This is a genomic window from Streptococcus hyointestinalis, from assembly GCF_041225505.1.
In the GTDB taxonomy this organism is placed as follows: Bacteria; Bacillota; Bacilli; order Lactobacillales; family Streptococcaceae; genus Streptococcus; species Streptococcus hyointestinalis_B.
In genome coordinates this window covers 1-19,873 of the sequence record NZ_JBCLSK010000035.1, presented here as the reverse complement: position 1 = coordinate 19,873, position 19,873 = coordinate 1, and the positions used below count along the sequence as shown (strand labels likewise).

Sequence of the window (19,873 nt, the reverse complement as noted above, 5' to 3'; positions counted from 1 at the left end):
GACTCCTTTTGAATTCAGGAATCAGGTTGCTTAATCATTTTATTATTTCACTGTCTACTTGACAGGGAGCTGTTCAGTTTGGAAGTCGCCTTTTTTTGATATTCACGCAAATACTATATATTGTGGCTAGTGTAATCTTGTATATAGTTCCCTAAATAATAATAAAAAAGAGCTAATAGAGTCAATATATCTGACTGCAAACAATATCCCTATACTATCTGTTAGCCAAATCCTAGGACACAAAGATGTCAATATAACCCTTGAAGTCTACTCACACTTATTCAAGTCCATGGAGGAAAAGAACAACGAACAAGTCCGAAATCTTTTTAAATCACTTTAAAAAATGGACAAAATATGGACAAGACAATTAAAAACCCTTGGTATATCAAGAGTTTAGAGCATCATATTATCCACCTTGAGGGAATCGAACCCCCATCTCAAGAACCGGAATCTTACGTGATATCCATTACACTAAAGGTGGCAACAGATATCATTATACCACATTTCGACCAAAATAAAAAGATTTATCATCTTGATAAATCTTTTTTGTTATTATAATTCAATATCGCCAAACAAGTCAGCCATTGAGAAACCACTTTGAGTTTCTGGAAGTTCGTAATCACGTTTTTCTTGACGGCGTGGGCGACGAGGGCGTGATTGACGTTTTTCGTTGTTGTCTTCAGATTGTGCTGGACGTTCTTCAAGTGCTTTGATAGAAAGTGATACACGTTCATCAGCAGCATTCACATCAAGAACTTTAACAGTAACGTCTTGACCTACTGAAAGAACATCTTTTGGATTTTCAACACGTTTGTGTGAAATTTGTGATATGTGAACAAGTCCATCGATACCTGGCAATACTTCAACGAAAGCACCAAAGTCAGTCAAACGTTTTACTTTACCTTCGATAACATCACCAGCAGCAAGTTTTTGTTCAACACCATCCCAAGGTCCAGGTGTAGTTGCTTTCAATGATAATGATACACGACCTGCTTCTTCATCGATAGCAAGTACTTTAACTTCGATTTCTTCACCAACAGAAACAACTGATTTTGGTGACACGTTACGTTCGTGAGACAACTCAGTCACGTGAACAAGTCCGTCAACACCACCAAGGTCAACGAAAGCACCAAAGCTAGTCAAACGAGCAACAGTTCCTTTAACGATAGAACCAACTTCAAGTTTAGAGAAAACTTCTTTACGTGCAGCTTCTGCAGCTTCTTCTACAACGTCACGACGTGACAGGATGAAGCGGTTTTCTGATGGGTCGATTTCTTTGATTTTAGCTTCAAATTCTTCGCCAACAAATTTTTCAGTGTTACGTACAAAACGAGTATCGATCATTGAAGCCGGGATGAAACCACGCACACCTTCGAACTCAACTGAAAGTCCGCCTTTAACAGCACGTGTTCCTTTAACAGTAACAACTTCACCTTCACGACCAACAAGTTTATCCCATGCTTTGCGAGCTTCCAAACGTTTTTTAGAGACAAGGAAAGTTACAGTATCTGTATCTTTACCTACAACTTGACGAAGAACAAGCACTTCAACAGTGTCACCAGCTTTAACAAAATCATTGATATCAGCATCACGATCGTTAGTCAATTCACGAAGTGTCAAGACACCTTCAACACCTGTTCCTTCAATAACAACGTTTGCTTGATTATTATCAACTGTTAAAACTTCCGCAGTGACAACATCACCAGGGTTAACATCGCTAACACTGTTTAGCAAATCTTCAAATTCATTCATTCTAAAAAATCCTCCGACAAAAGTTAGCCTAACTAACTTTTGATAACAATATATTTTTCAAGGTAACCCGCAAGGACAATGACTATCGCTTTTACGGTGTCAAACTAAGTTTGATACCTTTGACTGGGGTAGCTGGATTCGAACCAACGCATGAGGGAGTCAAAGTCCCTTGCCTTACCGCTTGGCTATACCCCAAGATGTATTCTTTATTTAAACACTATCCGTTTAGTATCTAAAAAATGGAAGGGGAGGGATTCGAACCCCCGAACCCGAAGGAGCGGATTTACAGTCCGCCGCGTTTAGCCTCTTCGCTACCCTTCCAAAAACAAATACTATTCTAACATAGTTTTTGTTAGTGTGCAAGCCTTTTTCACCATTTCTCATCTTTTCAGGCTCATTTTTTCACAAATGCCTGTTTCGATGTATTTATTAGTGATTGAGGTTGTAATCTTCGATGATACTCTCAATGGCTTGGTCAAGTGTTTTGTAAAAGCTAGCCACTTGTTCGTTTTTAATAACAGCAAACTTACCATCTAGCTCTGCGATGTTGCCGACAATGCGCTTGCCAATCACTAATTGACTGCCATCAACGGATGTGGCATTGACAGTAACCTTAGCATCTACAAGTTGGATTTCAATTTTTTTATCTTTTTTTGCCATAGCTGTCTCCTTTCACTCGTTCTATTGTACACAAAAAGAAGAGAGCTTGCAAGAGCAAGCTCATTTTCTTAGTCTACTTTGACAATCCAGCCTTCTGGGGCTTCGATATCACCAAACTGAATGCCTGTCAATTCGTCATAAAGTTTACGTGTAACTGGTCCGACTTCTGTCTCACTGTAAAAGACGTGGAAGTCATCTCGGTACTGGATACCACCGATAGGTGAGATAACGGCTGCTGTACCGCAGGCACCTGCTTCAGCAAACTTATCCAGCTCATCAATCTTCACATCACCCTCGATAGCTTCCATACCAAATCTTTCTTTAGCCAAGTAAAGCAGTGAATACTTAGTCACAGATGGCAAGATAGATGGGCTAAGTGGTGTTATAAATTGATTATCCCTTGTAATACCAAAGAAATTGGCTGATCCGACTTCTTCAATCTTAGTGTGAGTGGCAGGGTCTAGGTAAATGACGTCTGAGAACTGATGGTCGTGAGCGTACTTGCCAGGCAAGAGACTAGCGGCATAGTTACCACCAACCTTAGCGGCACCCGTTCCGTAAGGGGCTGCACGGTCGTAATGTTCAGAAACGATAAAGTTTGTCGGTGCCAAGCCACCTTTAAAGTAATTGCCAACAGGCATGGCAAAGATGGTAAAGATATACTCATCAGCGGGCTTAACACCGATAATATCGCCCACACCAATCAACAATGGACGTAGATAAAGGGTCGCCCCTGTGCCGTAAGGCGGAACAAACTCTTCATTTGCTCGAACGACCTGCTTTGCAGCGTTGATGAATTTTTCCGTTGGCACTTGTGGCATGAGGAGGCGGTCGGCTGTTCTTTGCAGGCGCTCTGCATTTTTATCTGGACGGAAAAGCTGAATAGAGCCATCCTTGGTACGATAAGCCTTCAAGCCTTCAAAGGCTTGTTGTCCATAGTGAAGGGCTGGTGAGCTCTCAGACAAATGAAGGGTGGCGTCTTCTGTTAATTGTCCATCATCCCATTTGCCGTCCTTATAGTAAGAAATATAACGAAATGGTAATTTGCGATAAGAAAAACCTAGATTTTCCCAGTCAAGTTCTACTGTCATGGCGTGTCCTCTTTCCTGTTTACTTGTATTATATTGTACGCTTTTTTCACGGTTTTTCAAGTGTTTTTCTAAAAATTCAGAAAATTTTCTTTGGTCACATCTCTAAAGAGAGATGTTTCCTAGCTTTTCAAGCGTAATTCATAAAGACCTCTGACGCTGTTGCAGGCATAGATAGCGTCAGCTTTTTTCAGGTCACTGAGTGTCAATTGTTTCTCAGTAACCTGCCCTTTATCAAGAAGGAACCTGCGGTAAATGCCATCTACGATACCAACATCAACAGGCGGTGTATAGTAGCTATCACCATGTTTTAAAACGATATTAGCAATGGACGTTTCCTGTAAAAAGCCATCTGGTGAGATAAAAATTTGCTCACAAGGCGCACTTGGAATGTGCTTGCGATAAGTGGTTTTAAAGTAATAAAAAGGTGTGTCAGCTGGTTTCTCTCGCTGGACAAGCACAGCTTCTGTCATGCTAGCTGCTAGCGGCAGCAATTCCTCACAGTCAATCGTGAACTGTCCAAGCTTATCGAGACGCATGCGGCAGCGATAGGTCTTTTGCACATCTAGCTGCTCACATAAGGTTGACAGCTGCGCACAGATAGTCTCCTCATCAAAAGGGTAAGCAAAGTAACGACTGGCTTCTCTCAGACGCTCTAGATGTTGGTCGAGAAAAGTCACTTGAGCATTTTCAATCTTAGCTGTTGTCAGAAGCTCAAAGCTAGGCTTTGTGTGGGTGAGCACAGCGCTTTTTTGCTGGGTTTCTATGTACTCGTCCTGCCACTGGCTGTCCCATGTGATACCTCCTCCGACACCGTAGTGAGCTTTGCCACCTGCTATCTGAAGCGTCCTGATGGCAACGTTGAAGAGCGCATCGCCATTTGGCAGACAAAGACCAATCGTGCCACAATAGACACCTCGTGCCTGTATCTCAAGCTTCTCGATAATCGCCATGGTCGCAATCTTGGGTGCTCCTGTGATAGATCCGCAGGGAAAAAGCGATTCAAAAATAGCAGGCAGTCCCCTATCTTTTTGGAGGCGACTTTCGATGGTGGAGGTCATCTGCCAGACGGTCGAATACTGCTCCACTTGGCACAGTTTGGCGACGTGAACGCTATCAATCTCTGAAATGCGCCCCATGTCGTTACGCAGTAAATCAACAATCATCAGATTTTCCGCACGGTTTTTCGTATCTTTCTTGAGCCATTCCTTATTTTCGAGGTCAATTGCTACTGTTAATCCTCGCTTAGTTGTCCCTTTCATGGGACGTGTGATAAGTTTTTGCCCCCGCTTTTCAAAAAAGAGCTCTGGGCTAACAGACACTACGGCAAAGTCATCGTGAGCAATGTAAGCATTGTAAGAGGCGCCTTGCTCAATCACGAGACGATTGTACACAGCAAGAGAATCAGCTGATAAGTCCGCACTCAAACAAGTCGTGTAGTTGACTTGATAGGTATTGCCTTGTCTAATCTGCTCGTGAATGGCAGATATAGCTGCTTGGTAGGCGGCTTCTGTGACAGCATTGTCCCATTGGGGCGGCATAGTGACTGGCTCGTAGCTATTTGGAAAAGGCACAGCTTTGACCGTTTTATGAACGGTAAAATAAGCCAAATGTTCTTGTGACAAGCGCTGTTTTTTGACCGCAAAATGCGCTTCAAAAGCCGGTGCCGCTTCGTAGCTGACATAGCCTACGACATAGTAGCCTTTATCTTGATAGGTCTCTACCTGACCAAGCACTTGCTTCACATCATCAAGTTTTCTCGCTACAAGCTCTGCTATTGGTTCAGTAAAAATAAGACGTTTGCCTAAGGCTTTAAAATCAATAATAGTCTGTTTATGCATGCTGACTTCCTACTTCTTACGTCCATCCTTTAGACGCACCAGCACTCGAAATTGGCGCTCAGGATGGGTGTCTAGCTTTGCCATTTGTATCTGCGCTTCCAAGATATCGCCGTAGCCAAAGTAGATGAGCTGAAAGAGACGCTTGTTTTTGCCTTGTGGCACATAGCCAATCTTGGTGTCACCGTAAAAGACAGCGACAGCTTCTGGGTCGTGGATGTTATTAGGCTCAGCCTTTAGAGAGAGTGGCGTCCCTAATGTCAACTCACTAATCACGTCAAGTCCGTCATGGTAGGTAAATCCTGCCAAATGAAAATCACAAAAATGCCTGCTCGGCTCAAATCCTTTTACAATATCAGTCATGGTTATCCTCCTACTTCTATCTGACATTATAGCAAAAAGACAAATGAAAAACCAAGTAGAATCCTACTACTTGGTCACAAAAGTATCGTTGATCAGGCGAGCAGACAGCACTTCCTCGTCTGAGATGGTCTCTGAGATGAAGCTGCCGTTACTTGTGCGCTCTGAGAGCGATAAGTCTGACAGCACGACACGGTAAACTTGTCCTGTGGTGGAGAGGATTTCAAGTTCTTGTAGAGCGTTTGTGCTATTTTCTGCGGTAAATAAATCAAGCGCTGCATCGTCAGCCATAACGATACCTGCCTTAAAAACACGGTGCGGTTTTGACTTGAGCTCCCGGAGAACGAGAAGTCCTCGCTTGGCTCTGCTGGTTGGAGCAATGACATCAACTGCCATACGCTTGAGACTACCACGCTGGGTCAAGAGATAAAAACTATCTGTCGTCACAAGGAAAGCACTGTTGATGACGTCACCATCTTTGAGGTTCATGGCTTTGACACCAGCCGCTTTGTTGCTGACAATCGGCACCTCCGAGCTATTAAAGCGCAGAGCGTAGCCTTTTTGCGATACCAGCATGACATCCTCGGAGCCCACAGCAGTCAATAGCACCACACGGTCTTTGTCGTCCTTTAGCTTAGCGTATTTGAGCGCTTTTGACTTGTAGGTACGCCACGGTGCAGTGTCTGAGCGCTCAAAGCGCTTGATTTGCCCATAAGCAGTGACTGCCATGTAGAGCGCTGACGTCTCAAAGTCATCAACAAGCTCCGCATGGATAATTTCTTCCTCAACGCCGTAAGTGGTGATAGTCTGCGACAAATGCTCACCGATTTCTTTCCAGCGAATATCAGCCAGCTCATGCACCGGACGATAGATGACATTGCCAAGGTTGGTAAAGAGCAGCAAGTGCTGTGTGGTTTTTGCCTGCGCAAGGAAAATCAGCTCATCATCCTCACGCTTGCCCAGCTCCTCCAGCGTTGACGCCGAATAAGAACGTGGGCTACTACGCTTGAGATAACCGCCACGCGTCACGCTGACATAGGTGTCCTCAGTCACGATAAGGCTGGCGCTGTCAATCTCAATCACCTCTGCTTGGTCTTGCAGTTCAGACAGACGTGGGCTGGCAAATTTTTTCTTGACCTCACGCAGTTCTTTTTTCATGACATTGTACATGGTGCGCTCGTCACCTATAATCGCTTGAAGGAGCGTAATGCGCTCACGAAGGCTCGCTTCTTCTTCCTCAAGTGTGACAATATCGGTATTGGTCAGGCGGTAGAGTTGAAGCGTCACGATGGCTTCTGCCTGCGCCTCAGTAAAGTCATAGCTGACTTTGAGGTTTTCCTTGGCGTCCGCTTTATTTTCAGAGGCTCGGATAGTCGCAATTACCTCATCCAAGATGGAAATGACACGGATCAGCCCCTCAACGATGTGCAGGCGCTTTTCTGCCTTTTCCTTGTCAAAGCGAGAGCGAGCGATGATGATGTCCTTGCGGTGTGCGATGTAGCTGGACAGCATAGCAATCAAGCCCACCTGACGAGGCGTGTAGTGGTCAATGGCTACCATGTTGAAATTATAGTTGATTTGCAGGTCGGTGTATTTGAGCAGGTAGTTGAGGATGGTTTCTTGGTTAGCATCTTTCTTTAGCTCAATGGCAATGCGAAGCCCTGTACGGTCAGACTCATCACGCACTTCTGCGATACCGGGCACCTTGTTATTGAGGCAAATCTCGTCGATTTTTTTCACCAGCGTGGCTTTATTGACCTCATAAGGAATCTCAGTCACGACAATCTGCGATTTACCACCTTTTAAGGTTTCAATAGCCGTGCGAGAACGTACCACGACACGCCCTTTTCCTGTCTCATAGGCTTTCTTAATCTCGTCACGCCCTTGGATGATAGCACCTGTCGGGAAATCTGGTCCCGGCAAAAACTCCATGAGCTTGTCGAGCTTCGCCTTTGGATGGTCAATCAGATAAACCACAGCATCAATGACTTCCGCCAGATTGTGCGGTGGAATGTCCGTGGCATAACCAGCAGAAATCCCTGTCGCACCATTGACCAGAAGGTTTGGAAAGGCAGCAGGAAGGACAGTCGGTTCTTTTTCCGTATCGTCAAAGTTCCAAGCAAAAGGCACGGTCTCCTTGTCAATGTCCTGCAAGAGATAGCCTGCAATCTCAGACAAACGAGCCTCGGTATAACGCATAGCCGCAGGCGGATCACCGTCCATGGAACCATTGTTCCCGTGCATTTCCACTAAAATCTCACGGTTTTTCCAGTCCTGAGACATGCGCACCATGGCGTCATAGATGGAGCTGTCACCGTGCGGGTGAAAATTCCCCATGATATTTCCGACGGACTTGGCTGACTTGCGGTAGCCCTTGTCAAAGGTGTTGCCGTCCTTGTTCATGGAGTAGAGAATGCGGCGCTGAACAGGCTTTAGCCCATCACGAATATCAGGCAACGCTCGCTCTTGAATAATGTACTTGGAATAACGCCCAAAGCGCTCTCCCATGATGTCCTCTAGGGACATGTGTTGAATGTTGGTCATAAGATTCCTCTTAATTTTCTAGATGTAGTCTGCCACGTCCTGCCAACCTGTTTGGTTGAGGGTGTTGTGGGTTCTCTCCTCAAAGCACTTGTAGTCTACTTGGCTGGTTTTGTCCGTGTAGGCTTTGGCATTTTTGAGGTTGATCTTGGCAGGCTGTGACTTGTCAGCTCCTTCTGCGATAAAGAGCAGCGGCGCATGCGGTTTTGCAAAATCAATGGCTTCGATAGTTTTTGCCACTTGCTTACTGCTTGGTAGCGTGTATTGCGCTCTAAAAGCCTTGGTCTCCTCAAAGGTGAGGTCGTTGGTCACATAAGCGTGGTACCACTTGTCAGACATCCAAACTGTAGGCGCTTTTAACAATGGGTTTAACAACTGAAGGTTAGAGACGAGAAAGTTCCAATCTAAAATCGCTAAGCCCTTTGGCGGACCAGAGTTGACACAAACCGCCTTTGCAGCACAATCCAACTCTACTAGTTTTTGTACGATAACACCACCCAAGGAATGCCCAACGAGAATCGGCTTTTCATCGAGTATAGCGATGTAGTCTTGATAATAGCTGACCACATCAGAAAAAGTCAGCTGTGCTAAAGCAGGATTGGGGATTGTTGCAGCTCTGCTATTCTTCCGTCCAAGTAAGGCCATGACGGTGCATGCACCGTGTAACCTCGCTCCTCAAAAAAGCTCCTCCAGTCCGTCCAGACCTTGTTATTATTCATAAAGCCATGAATAAACATAATCGTTTTCGTCATACTCTCTCTTTTCCCTCTAAAGCTCTAGCAAAAACAAGAGCGAAGCCCTGTCGGGATAGTCATACTGCACTGGCAAATCATCTTTTTCAATGCGGACAAAGCCCTTTTTCTCGTAGAAACGATGAGCAGCATGGCAATTGGCTGGCGTGTCTAGCACGATAGCGTCCAGCTCTTTTTCTTTTGCTGTCTCAATTAGCTTGTCATAAAGTGGCGTTGAAACACCCTTGTCACGTCCACGATAGTCTGGGTGAACGAAAAATTTCTTGAGCACACCCGTCTTTCCCTTAACCAGAAAGCCAATAGTGCCCACCACCAAGTCCTCGTCGTTAACAACAATCCAGAAATTGCCACCTGTCTCAAAATAGTAACGAGGAATGGCATTCATATCAGGCTGTTCCTCCAGCGAAAGGAAAAGCCAACAGCCTTGTAAAAGTCGTCTTCTTCTGAGACTAGCTCCAGCCGTGTCATGGGATGACGAGCGCTTATCTCCTCTATCAAGCGCCTGCCTAAACCCTGCCTACGGTAGTTTTTGGAGACAATAAACTCCCCGATAAAGGTCATCTCAACCTCGTCCGTCATATGACGGGCAAAGCCGACAATCTCCTCATCATCTACCAAAACCAAGTAGATAGACAGGGGAGCGGCTAACATCTTTGCGACCTTGTCTTTGCTAAAGTTTGTCCAGCCTTCAGCCTCGTAAAGTGCGAAAATCCCATCTAGGTCACTAGACTCACCAATACGTAGTGCAATATCAGCCACTACAAACACCTCCTAAAACACTGTATTTTCCTCCAAGGTAAACTTGACATTATCTTCAATCCACTTGCGGCGTGGGGCGACTTTATCGCCCATGAGGGTATTGACACGGCGCTCAGCACGTGCAAGATCATCAATAGTCACCTGAATAAGCGTACGGCTCTCTGGATTCATAGTCGTCTCCCAGAGTTGGTCGGCATTCATCTCACCGAGACCTTTGTAGCGCTGGAGACTCGCTCCCTTGCCAAAGCTCTTGCGCAATTCCTCAAGCTCGCCATCTGTCCAAGCGTAAGCGATTTTCTCAGACTTGCCTTTGCCTTTACTCATCTTATAGAGCGGCGGCAGAGCGATGTAGACATGTCCCTTTTCAACCAGCGGGCGCATGTAGCGATAGAAAAAGGTCAACAGCAGCGTCTGGATGTGCGCACCGTCCGTATCCGCATCGGTCATGATGATAATCTTGTCGTAGTTGATGTCCTCAACCTTAAAGTCACTCCCTACACCAGCACCGATGGTGTAAATCATGGTGTTGATTTCCTCATTTTTGAGAATGTCTGCCATCTTGGCTTTAGCGGTGTTGAGCACCTTACCACGTAGCGGTAAAATGGCTTGGAACTTGCGGTCACGTCCTTGCTTGGCGGAACCACCCGCAGAGTCTCCTTCGACCAGATAGAGCTCGTTTTTAGCTGGATTTTTAGACTGGGCTGGGGTCAATTTCCCAGACAACAAGCCCTTGTCTTTCTTGTTTTTCTTGCCATTGCGGCTAGCGTCACGGGCTTTTCGTGCTGCCTCACGCGCATCACGGGCTTTAATGGCCTTTTTGATAAGGTTGGTCGCCACTTCACCATTTTCTAAAAGGAAAAAGGTCAGTTTTTCAGCGACAATGCCCTCAACAATGGGACGAGCAAGGGGACTACCTAGCTTGTCCTTAGTCTGCCCTTCAAACTGCAAATACTCCTCAGGCACGAGGATAGACAGCACGGCAGACAGCCCCTCACGGTAGTCAGCGCCCTCTAGATTTTTGTCTTTTTCTTTTAAGAGCCCCGTTTTTCTGGCGTAGTCGTTCATGGCTTTTGTCAGAGCTGACTTGAGACCTGTCTCATGCGTCCCACCGTCCTTGGTTCTGACGTTATTGACAAAGGAGAGGATGCTGTTAGAAAAGCCGTCGTTGTACTGAAGCGCCACCTGCACTTGAAACTCCTGCTCACTACCCTCGATAAAGATAACGGGCGTCAGCGTTTCCTTGTCCTCGTTGAGGTAGCTGACAAAGTCCTCAACACCATTTTCATAGTGGAAAGTTTCCTTGACTGGCTCGTCGCCTCGCAAATCCGTCAGCGTCATGGTGACGTCCTTTAAGAGAAAAGCAGACTCTTTCAAGCGCTCACAAATGGTGTTAAACTTAAACTCCGTTGTTGAAAAAATGCTGGCGTCTGGCAGGAAAGTTACTTTTGTCCCTGTCTTATTTTTAGGTACTTTACCGATTTTTTCAAGCGTTGTGACAGGTTTTCCACCCATTTCAAAGCGCTGCTTGTAGAGATTACCGTCACGCTTGATTTCGACTTCAAGCCATGTTGAGAGGGCATTGACAACAGATGAGCCGACACCGTGAAGACCACCAGATGTCTTGTAGCCACCTTGACCAAACTTCCCTCCAGCGTGAAGCACGGTGAAAATCACCTCAACAGTGGGAATCCCCATAGCGTGCATGCCAGTTGGCATTCCACGACCACTGTCTGCGACACTGACAGATCCGTCCGTATTCAGCGTCACATCAATCTGCTGACCAAAGCCAGATAAGGCTTCGTCAACTGCATTGTCGACAATCTCCCAAACCAAGTGGTGTAGACCTGTGCTATCCGTTGAGCCAATATACATCCCAGGACGCTTGCGAACCGCATCAAGCCCCTCTAGCACCTGAATAGCGTCATCACCATAATTTGTTATGTTAATATCATTTTTAGGCATTTGAACCTCCAGAATAAGTCATCTTTTCTATCTTACAAGTTTTTGGCGATTTTTGCAAAATAAATTGCTATTTTTCAAAAAGAATTTAGCTATTCTAAAGGCTTGAAATCTATAGGTAAATCTATCTCTGATTACAGAAACAGCAATTCAAAGAAAAAACACAACTACTTAGATATTCGTTTTGAGAATGACCGACTAGCTATTTTAGTCGAAACTAAAAATAGATTTGATAATTGGGATAAGACTGAAATTCAACAACAACTACAAGAGTACGTAAAGTATGAAAAGGTATATTCTGATAGAAAAATCGTTTCTTACTTCGTTATCCCCGATCATCGTAGCCTTTTGGATGGCTTGAGTGCCAGGCCCAGGCAGTTTCGATGATTTTTTCGATATTGTCAAATTGTGGTTTCCAGCCCAGAATGGTACGGGCTTTTTCTGATGAGGCGATCAGGGTATCTGGGTCACCAGGACGACGGTCCGCTTTTTCGGCTGGGATTTCCTTGCCAGTAACCTTACGAGCCGCTTCTAGGATCTCAAGGTTAGAGAAGCCTGTTGATGAGCCAAGGTTAAAGGCAGTTGATGCATTGCCCTCACGGAGATATTGAACTGCTAGGAGATGGGCATCGGCCAAGTCAAAGGGATGAACGTAGTCACGGACGTTGGTACCGTCTGGTGTGTTGTAATCATCACCAAAGATCATAATCTTATCACGAACACCTTGAGCCACTTGCAGGATGATAGGCAGAAGGTGGGTTTCTGGACCGTGATCTTCACCGATGGAACCGTCTGGTTTGGCACCTGCTACGTTGAAATAGCGGAGTGGCACATACTTGATCCCATAAGCCTGGTCAGACCACTTCATGATGGTCTCCATCATGAGCTTGCTTTCACCGTAAGGATTGATGGGACGTTGTGGCGTAGTTTCAAGGATTGGGATTTCCTCAGGAATACCGTAGGTCGCAGCAGTCGATGAAAAGACGATGTACTTGACCCCGCACTCGTTCATAACTTCCAAGAGCTTGACCATGCCCGCTGTGTTGTTATCAAAATACTTGAGCGGTTTTTCTATAGACTCAGCCACCAATGAATAGGCCGCAAAGTGAATGACAGCATCTACGTCAGGATTTTCCTGAAAGACACGACGCATAAAGTCTTGATCTGCTAGATCGCCCTCATAAAAGACAGCATCTGGATGTACTGCAGCTCGGTGACCTGTCACCAGGTTGTCAACGACGACGACTTTTTCCTGGCCTTGTTTTTCCTGGCCTTGCTCGACCAGACGATCTACCATGTGGGAGCCGATATAACCTGCTCCACCTAACACTAAAATTGCCATAAGATTACCTTTTTCTCATTTTTTGACCATTATACCATATTTTAAAGTGTCTGTTTGAGGCCAACTCTAGCAAGAAAGCGACGAAAGGCTTCTTGACCCGCCGCATCCCGCTTGTAGACACCCGCATCTTCAAGAACTCGAGCAAATATATCCGCCACTGACTGGCGAACGATTCCTTCAACTTCTTCGGCTGTCACATCAGGGTATTGAGCCTTAAGCTGGTCTGCCCAGTCTTGATGATAAGGAGCGACGTGATCGACCTGCCCTAAAAGATAGTCTTGAACTGCTTGCAGTTCCACCTTCAATCGTGGGGGCAAAATCGCCAGTCCCATGACCTCAATCAGTCCGATATTTTCCTTCTTGATGTGCTGAACATCCGCATGAGGGTGATAAATCCCATCTGGATATTCTGCCGAGGTTTGATTGTCCCTAAGGACCAAATCCAACTCATAGAGGCTCTCCCATTTACGAGCAATGGGGGTAATGGTGTGGTGGGGTGTCCCATCTGTTTCCGCTAAAATCCCAACCTCAGGGTCTGAGTAGGTCCGCCAGGTCGCAAGGACCTTTGAAGCCAGAGCTAAAAGAGCATCCTTATCGGCGCTTTTGATTCTTAGAACAGACATAGGCCAATTGACAATACCAGCCTCAACCTGGTCAAAGCCGTCAAACCGAAAGACTTCCTCAACTTCTGCCACCTCCATCGGGAAGGTATGCCGTCCTCCTTGGTAGTGCTCATGACTGAGGATAGAGCCACCAACGATAGGTAAATCAGCATTTGATCCTGCAAAGTAGCCTGGGAAGGTCTCTACAATAGTCAAGAGACGCTCAAAGGTTCGATCACTAATTTGCATCGGTTCATGCTGGCCATAAAAGAAGATGGCGTGCTCATTAAAATAAGCATAGGGCGAATACTGGAAGCCCCAATCCTGCTCCTCCATCTGAAAACGAATAACGCGGTGATTGCTTCTAGCTGGATGGTTGATACGCCCCAGATATCCTTCATTTTCCATGCACAGCTGGCACTTGGGATAGTCTGAGGCAACTGCTGATTTGGCCGCAGCGATGGCCTTAGGATCCTTTTCAGGCTTAGAGAGATTGATAGTGATCTCTAAGTCACCGTACTTCGTCGGAGCCGTATAGGCGATATTTTGGGCAATGGCCTTAGTTTTGACATAGTCATTCCGTTGGCTAAGGTCATAAAAATCTGCAATAGCCTGACTAGGATTTTCCGTATAGGTCTCCCAAAAATGACGATTAACCTGACTAGGAGACGGGGTGATCAGGTCCATGAGCTGGGCACCAATGATTTCCTGCTCTTCGATCAGCTCCCCCACAGTTCCAGTAGCCACACCAGCCTCTAAGAGCTGGTCCTTAAGGGCGATCAGTTCGGTTTCATCAGTCTCAACATGAGCGACTCCTTCTCCAACCAGGGCATAGACCCGATTGGTCAGATAGAGGCGGTCTAATTCCTCAAAGCCACTATTGTCTATCACAGCTGTCACGAAACAGTCTACTAATACTTGTGTCATAAGCTCTCCTTAATCCAAAACTCGACTGCCACCGGCTACTTCAGCCATGTAAAAACTTGGTGCATAGCCGACAACGTCTTTATAACGCTGCCCGACTGCTGCCTCAAAGGCTGGTACAGCCTCTTTTTTTACTAAAGCGATGGCACAGCCTCCAAAGCCCGCTCCTATCATACGAGCTCCGAGAACGCCCTCCTGCTCCCAAGCCGTGTGGACCAGGGTATCCAGCTCCAAACCTGTCACTTCATAGTCATGCTCCAGAGACACATGTGAAGCATTCATGAGCCGACCAAAACGTGCTAAATCCCCAGCTTCAAGAGCTTTACGAGCCTCCAAGGTCCGTTGATTTTCCAAGACTGCATGACGTGCCCGCTTGAGTTGCTTTTCATCCTTAATCAGGTAGCTATATTGATCAAAAGTCCAGAGGTCCAAGTCTCCCAGACTTTGGATGTTCAAGGCTGATTGCAAAGCTCCAAGAGCTGCCTCACACTCCGCACGGCGTTCATTGTACTTAGAATCTGCTAGTTCCCGGCGTTTATTGGTATTCATAATGACAATTACCGCATCTTGAAGATCCAGGGGCACCAGCTCATAGTCCAGCGTATTGGTATCCAAATAGATGGCTCGCTGATCGGCTCCCATCCCGATGGCAAACTGGTCCATGATCCCTGAATTAACCCCGATAAAGTCATTTTCTGTTTGTTTCCCGATCTTGACCAGGTCCAAGCGATCTAGCTTCAGGTCAAACAAGTCCTCTGCCATGACTCCCATCAGAAGCTCCAAAGAAGAGGAGGACGACAGACCAGACCCATTTGGGATCGTGCCATAGATGTAGATATCCATCCCCTGATCAATGGTGTGCCCAGTCTCCTCTAGGAAGTGGAGAACCCCTTTTGGATAGTTGGTCCAGCTGTGCTCCTCTTGGAAATGCAGATTAGCCAAAGGCACTTCGATGATCCCCTTTTCTGGGAAATTTCCTGAATAAAAGCGTAGAACTTGATCGTCCCGTTTACGAGCTGCTCCATAGGTTCCCAGACTAATGGCTGCAGGGAAAACGTGACCACCATTGTAGTCCGTGTGCTCTCCAATCAGGTTAATCCGCCCTGGTGAAAAGTAAGTGTGGTCGGCTTCTACTCCGAAAATGTCTTTAAACTGTGTACGGATGGTTTCTGTATTCATTGTCTTGCTCCTTTGGATCCTATTATTCTTTGTTACCCTTAGTCTATCGGTTTTTGAAAACGAATTCAATAGTTTTACTGAAATTTTACTAAAATTCTAGTAAAACCCAATCTGCTATGCTATACTGGAAAAAAGGAGGGGAGCAAATGGCACGTTTAAAAGACATTGCAGACCTAGCACAAGTATCACTAGCCACGGTATCACGGGTCCTGAACCAGGACCAAACCCTATCAGTCACGGAGGAAACGAGACATAGGATCCTGACAATTGCGGATGACTTGGGGTATACCAAACACCAAAAAACGAGAAATGATCAAAAGCCCAAGCAGGCCATTGCCATCATCCAATGGGTGAGTGAGGATGAGGAGCTCGACGACCTCTACTACTACCAGATTCGGATAGGCATCGAAAAAAGAGCCCAAGAACTGGACTACGAGATGTTGCGCTATTTTAATGATCTGCCCTTTCGCCTGGCCGAAGAGGTGATCGGCGTCCTGTGCATTGGCAAGTTTAGTCCTGACCAGATCAAGGACTTGGAAGGACTGGGAAAGCCCCTAGTTTTTGTGGACAGTGATACCTTGAATCAAGGTCATCCTTGTGTGACGACTGATTTTACCAACTCAGTTCATGCTGTCTTGGATTATTTCTTTGAAAAGGGCCACACACAGATTGGCATGCTTGCAGGTCAGGAAATGACAGCAGATGGAAAAGTCCAGCTGCAGGATCCCCGTCTCAGTATCTATACCAGTTATCTGATGGAAAAAGGGCACTATCAGCCCGACCTGGTCTTTACTGGACCTTTTACTAGTAAATCAGGCTATGAGCTGATGAGAACTGCTATCAATCAGCTTGGCGATGATCTATCACCTGCCTTTTTCGCTGCTAATGACAGCATAGCCATCGGTGCCCTCAGGGCCCTTCAGGAGGCAGGAATTCCCGTACCAGACCAAGTCAGCCTCATCGCCTTTAACGACACAAGTCTAGCACAACAGGTCTACCCTAGCCTCTCCAGTGTCAAGGTCTACACCGAAGAAATGGGACGCTGTGCCATGGATATCCTGAATAAACAAGTCATCAGTCCACGAGAAATTCCTACCCTCACCACTCTGGGAACCCGCTTGATCTTGAGGGAGAGTAGTGTTTAAAAACGTTTATAAAACACATTGACAAACATAGATAAAATCGCTATACTGATGCTATCTAACCTATAAAAGGAGGTAGACTCATGATCAAATGGATCAAATCCGTTCGAGAGGATTACCTAACGACACGCGCCAATGCAGGCGAAGACTTCCTAGAATGGCTTGTTAAGCGTCAACTCCCTTGGGGACTTAGATGGTGGTTGGTAGGGGCTATTGCGATTGGCTATCATCTCTTCCTCTTTGATGCCCTCAATCTACTTCGATTTTTCTATTTCACACTTTTTGTCACGAATGAACCGGATCGCTCGAGTGATCCGGTTCATTCGTGACGTCGCCCATCGTGTCCAACGACGCAAAGCACAGAAGTTGATGACATCCAGTCCACAACCTATGGATGATGGTCCCATCATCAAATAATACCCTTCGAAAATCTCTTCAAACCTTGTCAGCTCAAATAGTCCAGTGGACTATTTGAGGTTGGAAATAAAGCAAACTGTAGTTTGCGTCAAACTTGCCGTACTTTGGTAACTGACTACGTCAGTACTATCTACCACCTCAAAACTTTTGAGCTGTCTTCGGCTAGCTTCCTTGTTTGCTTGAGATTTTTTTTGAGTATAAAATCAGCCTCAAGACCGATGTGAGATGGCTCTATCTAAGCTATACTATAACTATCCTAAATATTTTCATAATCTCCGAAAGACAGCTGGCTCGCAAGGCCAGCTGTCTTTTTTATCTGCTCATCCTAAGCACACTGTGTCGAAGGTCCCTCGAGCTTTTATGGTCTGGTACTCAATGAAAATCAAAATGAGACGCGAAAGCGAGTTGCTCAAATGCTCTGGGAGAGGATTTGAGGTTGTAGATAAAACGACTGAAGGTCGTGTCAATATAACTGGAGTTAGGCAAGACGAGCTGACAAGGTATCACTTTGATTTTCGATGAGTATGATCAATCAGAATTTCCTGTGAAACAAGTATGACTCCTTCAGCTAGTCCCATCACTTTAGATCCCCTTCCCAATGAGCTTTGCCTCATCAAGGTTCATAGAAAAGACCTAGTGACTGGTCGTCACTAGGTCTTTAAAAGGGGATATTGGATTATAATTTCACACAGAAGGCATCCCAGGCTTGGAGTTGACCAGTTTCTTGAACGCTAGAGATGTCAGTGTTGGCAATAACCAGTTCAGCAGCACCCAGGTCCTGGTCAAAGTATTGTACTTGATCAGATAGGTTGACCGCCACGAGGTAGCTGGCATCTGATGTTTTTCTCAAGTAGGCAAAGACCTGATCCGCTGTATCCAGCAACTCAAAGTCCGCATCCACTAACCAGCTGTGATCCTTGCGGAGCTGAACCAAGTGCTGATAGGTGTAGAAAATGGAATCCGGATCAGCCAAGGCAGCTTCAACATTGATGGTTTTGTAGTTAGGATTGATCGGTAACCATGGATGGTCGGAGCTGGTAAATCCAGCTTCTGGTCCTGCATTCCACTGCATTGGGGTACGGGCATTGTCCCGACCAATATGACGGATCTGATCCATGATGGTCTCCATGGACAAACCAGCTTCCAAGGCTTCCTTGGCATAATTGAAAGACTCGATGTCGTCTAACTCTTCCAAGCTCTCAAAAGGATAGTTGGTCATACCGATTTCTTCCCCCTGATAGATATAAGGGGTTCCCCGCATGAGGTGGAGAAGGATGGCCAGGGCCTTGGCAGATTTTTCTCGATAGCTACCTGTGTCCCCCCACATGGATAGGATACGAGGGAGGTCATGGTTGTTCCAAAAGAGGGAATTCCACCCTTGGCCCAACTCTAGCTCGGTCTGCCATTTGTTGAAAATCTCTTTAAGCGCAGGGACATCTAGCTCCTCGATATAGTCCCATTTAGGAGCATCTGGTTGGTGCTGAAGGCCGATGTGCTCAAACTGGAAAACCATGGATAACTCTTGATTAGCTGGATTAGAGTACTGTTTAGCGATCTCAGGCGTTGCACCCCAAGTCTCGCCGACAGTCAGGAGGTCATGACGGCCAAAGCTAGCCTGGTTCATCTCCTTGAGGTAGTCATGGAGCTTAGGACCGTTGTTGGCAATCAACTGATCGGGAACCTTGCCAATCATATCGATCACATCCATACGGAAGCCACCGATCCCCTTGTCAATCCAGAAGTTCATCATATCATAGACTTTCTGGCGCAGGGCTGCATTTTCCCAGTTGAGATCCGGCTGTTTCTTGCTGAAGAAATGCAGATAATACTGACCTGAAGCCTCATCATACTCCCAGGCAGAACCACTAAAAATAGAGACCAGTTCATTTGGCTCATCTCGCCAAATATAGAAATCACGTTCTGGACTGTCTGGATTTTCCCTTGCTTCAACAAACCAGGCATGTTCATCCGAAGTATGGTTGACCACCAGGTCCATGACGATCCGGATATCCCGCTTCTTAGCCTCTGCTAAGAGCTCCTCCATGTCCTCCATGGTCCCAAAAATACCTGCGATGTCCTCATAATTGGCGATGTCATAGCCATTATCATCCATAGGGCTATCATAGACAGGCGAAAGCCAGATAGCCGTGATGCCCAGTTTTTGCAGGTAGTCGAGCTTGCTGGTGATCCCCTTTAGATCCCCGATTCCATCACCATTGGCATCCATAAAGGACTTAGGGTAAATTTGATAAATTGTGGCTTGATGCCACCAGTGTTTTTCTAGCATACTGCTCCTTTCGGAAAATGGATTTGTGTGATTGAAATTCTATTTTTATACTGATCTTGTTGATAGATATGACAGGTGATCAGAATCTTATATCTTTAAAAAAGCTAGTTATATCAACTACTTAAACGTTTACATTACTATTCTACTCTTTTTAATAATTTTTGCAATCGTTTTCAAATAAAAATTAAGGGAACTATACCCGTGGTGCTAGTTGATTTCAAAATACGATAAAAGGCCCAAAAGGACTATACTGTAAGTGACCAAACAAACA

General features: G+C 45.8%; 17 protein-coding genes and 3 tRNA genes. 2 read left to right on the top strand and 18 right to left on the bottom strand.

Annotated features, from left to right (window positions below; all coding sequences use genetic code 11):
• Positions 1-409: 409 nt before the first annotated feature.
• From AALA56_RS08140 to AALA56_RS08060, 17 genes are all read right to left on the bottom strand, one after another.
• A tRNA-Arg gene (locus tag AALA56_RS08140) sits at positions 410-481 on the bottom strand.
• A gap of 71 nt (positions 482-552) precedes the next feature.
• Entirely contained in the window at positions 553-1,752 is a 1,200-nt protein-coding gene (gene rpsA / locus AALA56_RS08135) for a 30S ribosomal protein S1 (protein WP_369909547.1), read from the bottom strand.
• Positions 1,753-1,875: 123 nt separating this feature from the next.
• Positions 1,876-1,947: transfer RNA gene (locus AALA56_RS08130), tRNA-Gln, on the bottom strand.
• A 45-nt stretch (positions 1,948-1,992) separates the two neighbouring features.
• Positions 1,993-2,073: transfer RNA gene (locus tag AALA56_RS08125), tRNA-Tyr, on the bottom strand.
• 108 nt (positions 2,074-2,181) lie between these two features.
• Positions 2,182-2,412, bottom strand: coding sequence for a DUF2969 domain-containing protein (locus tag AALA56_RS08120; protein ID WP_164683234.1), 231 nt, complete (start codon positions 2,410-2,412; stop codon positions 2,182-2,184).
• A 68-nt stretch (positions 2,413-2,480) separates the two neighbouring features.
• Positions 2,481-3,563: a branched-chain amino acid aminotransferase gene (locus AALA56_RS08115; RefSeq protein ID WP_369909546.1), complete on the bottom strand. Its 1,083-nt coding sequence runs from the start codon at positions 3,561-3,563 to the stop codon at positions 2,481-2,483.
• A gap of 59 nt (positions 3,564-3,622) precedes the next feature.
• Positions 3,623-5,341: an aminodeoxychorismate synthase component I gene (gene pabB, locus AALA56_RS08110; protein ID WP_369909545.1), complete on the bottom strand. Its 1,719-nt coding sequence runs from the start codon at positions 5,339-5,341 to the stop codon at positions 3,623-3,625.
• A gap of 9 nt (positions 5,342-5,350) precedes the next feature.
• Complete coding sequence (locus AALA56_RS08105) at positions 5,351-5,701, bottom strand: HIRAN domain-containing protein (RefSeq protein ID WP_369909544.1); 351 nt, start codon at positions 5,699-5,701, stop codon at positions 5,351-5,353.
• Between the two features lie 66 nt (positions 5,702-5,767).
• The gene (parC, locus tag AALA56_RS08100; protein ID WP_369909543.1) at positions 5,768-8,242 is read right to left on the bottom strand and encodes a DNA topoisomerase IV subunit A; all 2,475 of its coding nucleotides are present in this window, start codon (positions 8,240-8,242) and stop codon (positions 5,768-5,770) included.
• Between the two features lie 18 nt (positions 8,243-8,260).
• Complete coding sequence (locus AALA56_RS08095; RefSeq protein WP_369909542.1) at positions 8,261-8,884, bottom strand: alpha/beta fold hydrolase; 624 nt, start codon at positions 8,882-8,884, stop codon at positions 8,261-8,263.
• Positions 8,827-8,991: an esterase/lipase family protein gene (locus AALA56_RS08090; protein ID WP_369909541.1), complete on the bottom strand. Its 165-nt coding sequence runs from the start codon at positions 8,989-8,991 to the stop codon at positions 8,827-8,829. The genes AALA56_RS08095 and AALA56_RS08090 overlap by 58 nt, the downstream gene beginning before the upstream one ends.
• Positions 8,992-9,007: 16 nt before the next feature.
• On the bottom strand, positions 9,008-9,376 hold the full coding sequence (locus AALA56_RS08085; RefSeq protein WP_369909540.1) for a GNAT family N-acetyltransferase: 369 nt from the start codon (positions 9,374-9,376) through the stop codon (positions 9,008-9,010).
• Complete coding sequence (locus tag AALA56_RS08080) at positions 9,373-9,750, bottom strand: GNAT family N-acetyltransferase (RefSeq protein ID WP_369909539.1); 378 nt, start codon at positions 9,748-9,750, stop codon at positions 9,373-9,375. Before AALA56_RS08080 ends, AALA56_RS08085 begins: the two co-directional genes overlap by 4 nt.
• A gap of 12 nt (positions 9,751-9,762) precedes the next feature.
• Complete coding sequence (parE, locus tag AALA56_RS08075; RefSeq protein WP_369909538.1) at positions 9,763-11,712, bottom strand: DNA topoisomerase IV subunit B; 1,950 nt, start codon at positions 11,710-11,712, stop codon at positions 9,763-9,765.
• 322 nt (positions 11,713-12,034) lie between these two features.
• Positions 12,035-13,051, bottom strand: a complete 1,017-nt coding sequence (gene galE, locus AALA56_RS08070; protein ID WP_369909537.1) for a UDP-glucose 4-epimerase GalE — start codon at positions 13,049-13,051, stop codon at positions 12,035-12,037.
• Between the two features lie 41 nt (positions 13,052-13,092).
• Positions 13,093-14,580: a UDP-glucose--hexose-1-phosphate uridylyltransferase gene (gene galT, locus AALA56_RS08065; RefSeq protein ID WP_369909536.1), complete on the bottom strand. Its 1,488-nt coding sequence runs from the start codon at positions 14,578-14,580 to the stop codon at positions 13,093-13,095.
• A 9-nt stretch (positions 14,581-14,589) separates the two neighbouring features.
• Complete coding sequence (locus tag AALA56_RS08060) at positions 14,590-15,756, bottom strand: galactokinase (RefSeq protein WP_369909535.1); 1,167 nt, start codon at positions 15,754-15,756, stop codon at positions 14,590-14,592.
• 146 nt (positions 15,757-15,902) lie between these two features.
• Here AALA56_RS08060 and AALA56_RS08055 point away from each other — a divergent pair, with 146 nt between their 5' ends.
• Positions 15,903-16,901: a LacI family DNA-binding transcriptional regulator gene (locus tag AALA56_RS08055; protein ID WP_369909533.1), complete on the top strand. Its 999-nt coding sequence runs from the start codon at positions 15,903-15,905 to the stop codon at positions 16,899-16,901.
• Positions 16,902-16,981: 80 nt separating this feature from the next.
• Positions 16,982-17,227, top strand: coding sequence for a hypothetical protein (locus tag AALA56_RS08050; RefSeq protein WP_369909532.1), 246 nt, complete (start codon positions 16,982-16,984; stop codon positions 17,225-17,227).
• Positions 17,228-17,991: 764 nt separating this feature from the next.
• On the opposite strand, the gene dexB is transcribed toward AALA56_RS08050, so the two are convergent.
• Complete coding sequence (gene dexB / locus AALA56_RS08045) at positions 17,992-19,602, bottom strand: glucan 1,6-alpha-glucosidase DexB (protein ID WP_369909531.1); 1,611 nt, start codon at positions 19,600-19,602, stop codon at positions 17,992-17,994.
• Between the last annotated feature and the right edge of the window lie 271 nt (positions 19,603-19,873).

What these genes read in the sequence shown, in the direction of transcription:
- rpsA (WP_369909547.1), bottom strand. Translation starts at nt 1,752, where the DNA reads ATGAATGAATTTGAAGATTTGCTAAACAGTGTTAGCGATGTTAACCCT.
- AALA56_RS08120 (WP_164683234.1), bottom strand. Translation starts at nt 2,412, where the DNA reads ATGGCAAAAAAAGATAAAAAAATTGAAATCCAACTTGTAGATGCTAAG.
- pabB (WP_369909545.1), bottom strand. Translation starts at nt 5,341, where the DNA reads ATGCATAAACAGACTATTATTGATTTTAAAGCCTTAGGCAAACGTCTT.
- AALA56_RS08105 (WP_369909544.1), bottom strand. Translation starts at nt 5,701, where the DNA reads ATGACTGATATTGTAAAAGGATTTGAGCCGAGCAGGCATTTTTGTGAT.
- parC (WP_369909543.1), bottom strand. Translation starts at nt 8,242, where the DNA reads ATGACCAACATTCAACACATGTCCCTAGAGGACATCATGGGAGAGCGC.
- AALA56_RS08095 (WP_369909542.1), bottom strand. Translation starts at nt 8,884, where the DNA reads ATGGCCTTACTTGGACGGAAGAATAGCAGAGCTGCAACAATCCCCAAT.
- AALA56_RS08090 (WP_369909541.1), bottom strand. Translation starts at nt 8,991, where the DNA reads ATGACGAAAACGATTATGTTTATTCATGGCTTTATGAATAATAACAAG.
- AALA56_RS08085 (WP_369909540.1), bottom strand. Translation starts at nt 9,376, where the DNA reads ATGAATGCCATTCCTCGTTACTATTTTGAGACAGGTGGCAATTTCTGG.
- parE (WP_369909538.1), bottom strand. Translation starts at nt 11,712, where the DNA reads ATGCCTAAAAATGATATTAACATAACAAATTATGGTGATGACGCTATT.
- galE (WP_369909537.1), bottom strand. Translation starts at nt 13,051, where the DNA reads ATGGCAATTTTAGTGTTAGGTGGAGCAGGTTATATCGGCTCCCACATG.
- galT (WP_369909536.1), bottom strand. Translation starts at nt 14,580, where the DNA reads ATGACACAAGTATTAGTAGACTGTTTCGTGACAGCTGTGATAGACAAT.
- AALA56_RS08060 (WP_369909535.1), bottom strand. Translation starts at nt 15,756, where the DNA reads ATGAATACAGAAACCATCCGTACACAGTTTAAAGACATTTTCGGAGTA.
- AALA56_RS08055 (WP_369909533.1), top strand. Translation starts at nt 15,903, where the DNA reads ATGGCACGTTTAAAAGACATTGCAGACCTAGCACAAGTATCACTAGCC.
- AALA56_RS08050 (WP_369909532.1), top strand. Translation starts at nt 16,982, where the DNA reads ATGATCAAATGGATCAAATCCGTTCGAGAGGATTACCTAACGACACGC.
- dexB (WP_369909531.1), bottom strand. Translation starts at nt 19,602, where the DNA reads ATGCTAGAAAAACACTGGTGGCATCAAGCCACAATTTATCAAATTTAC.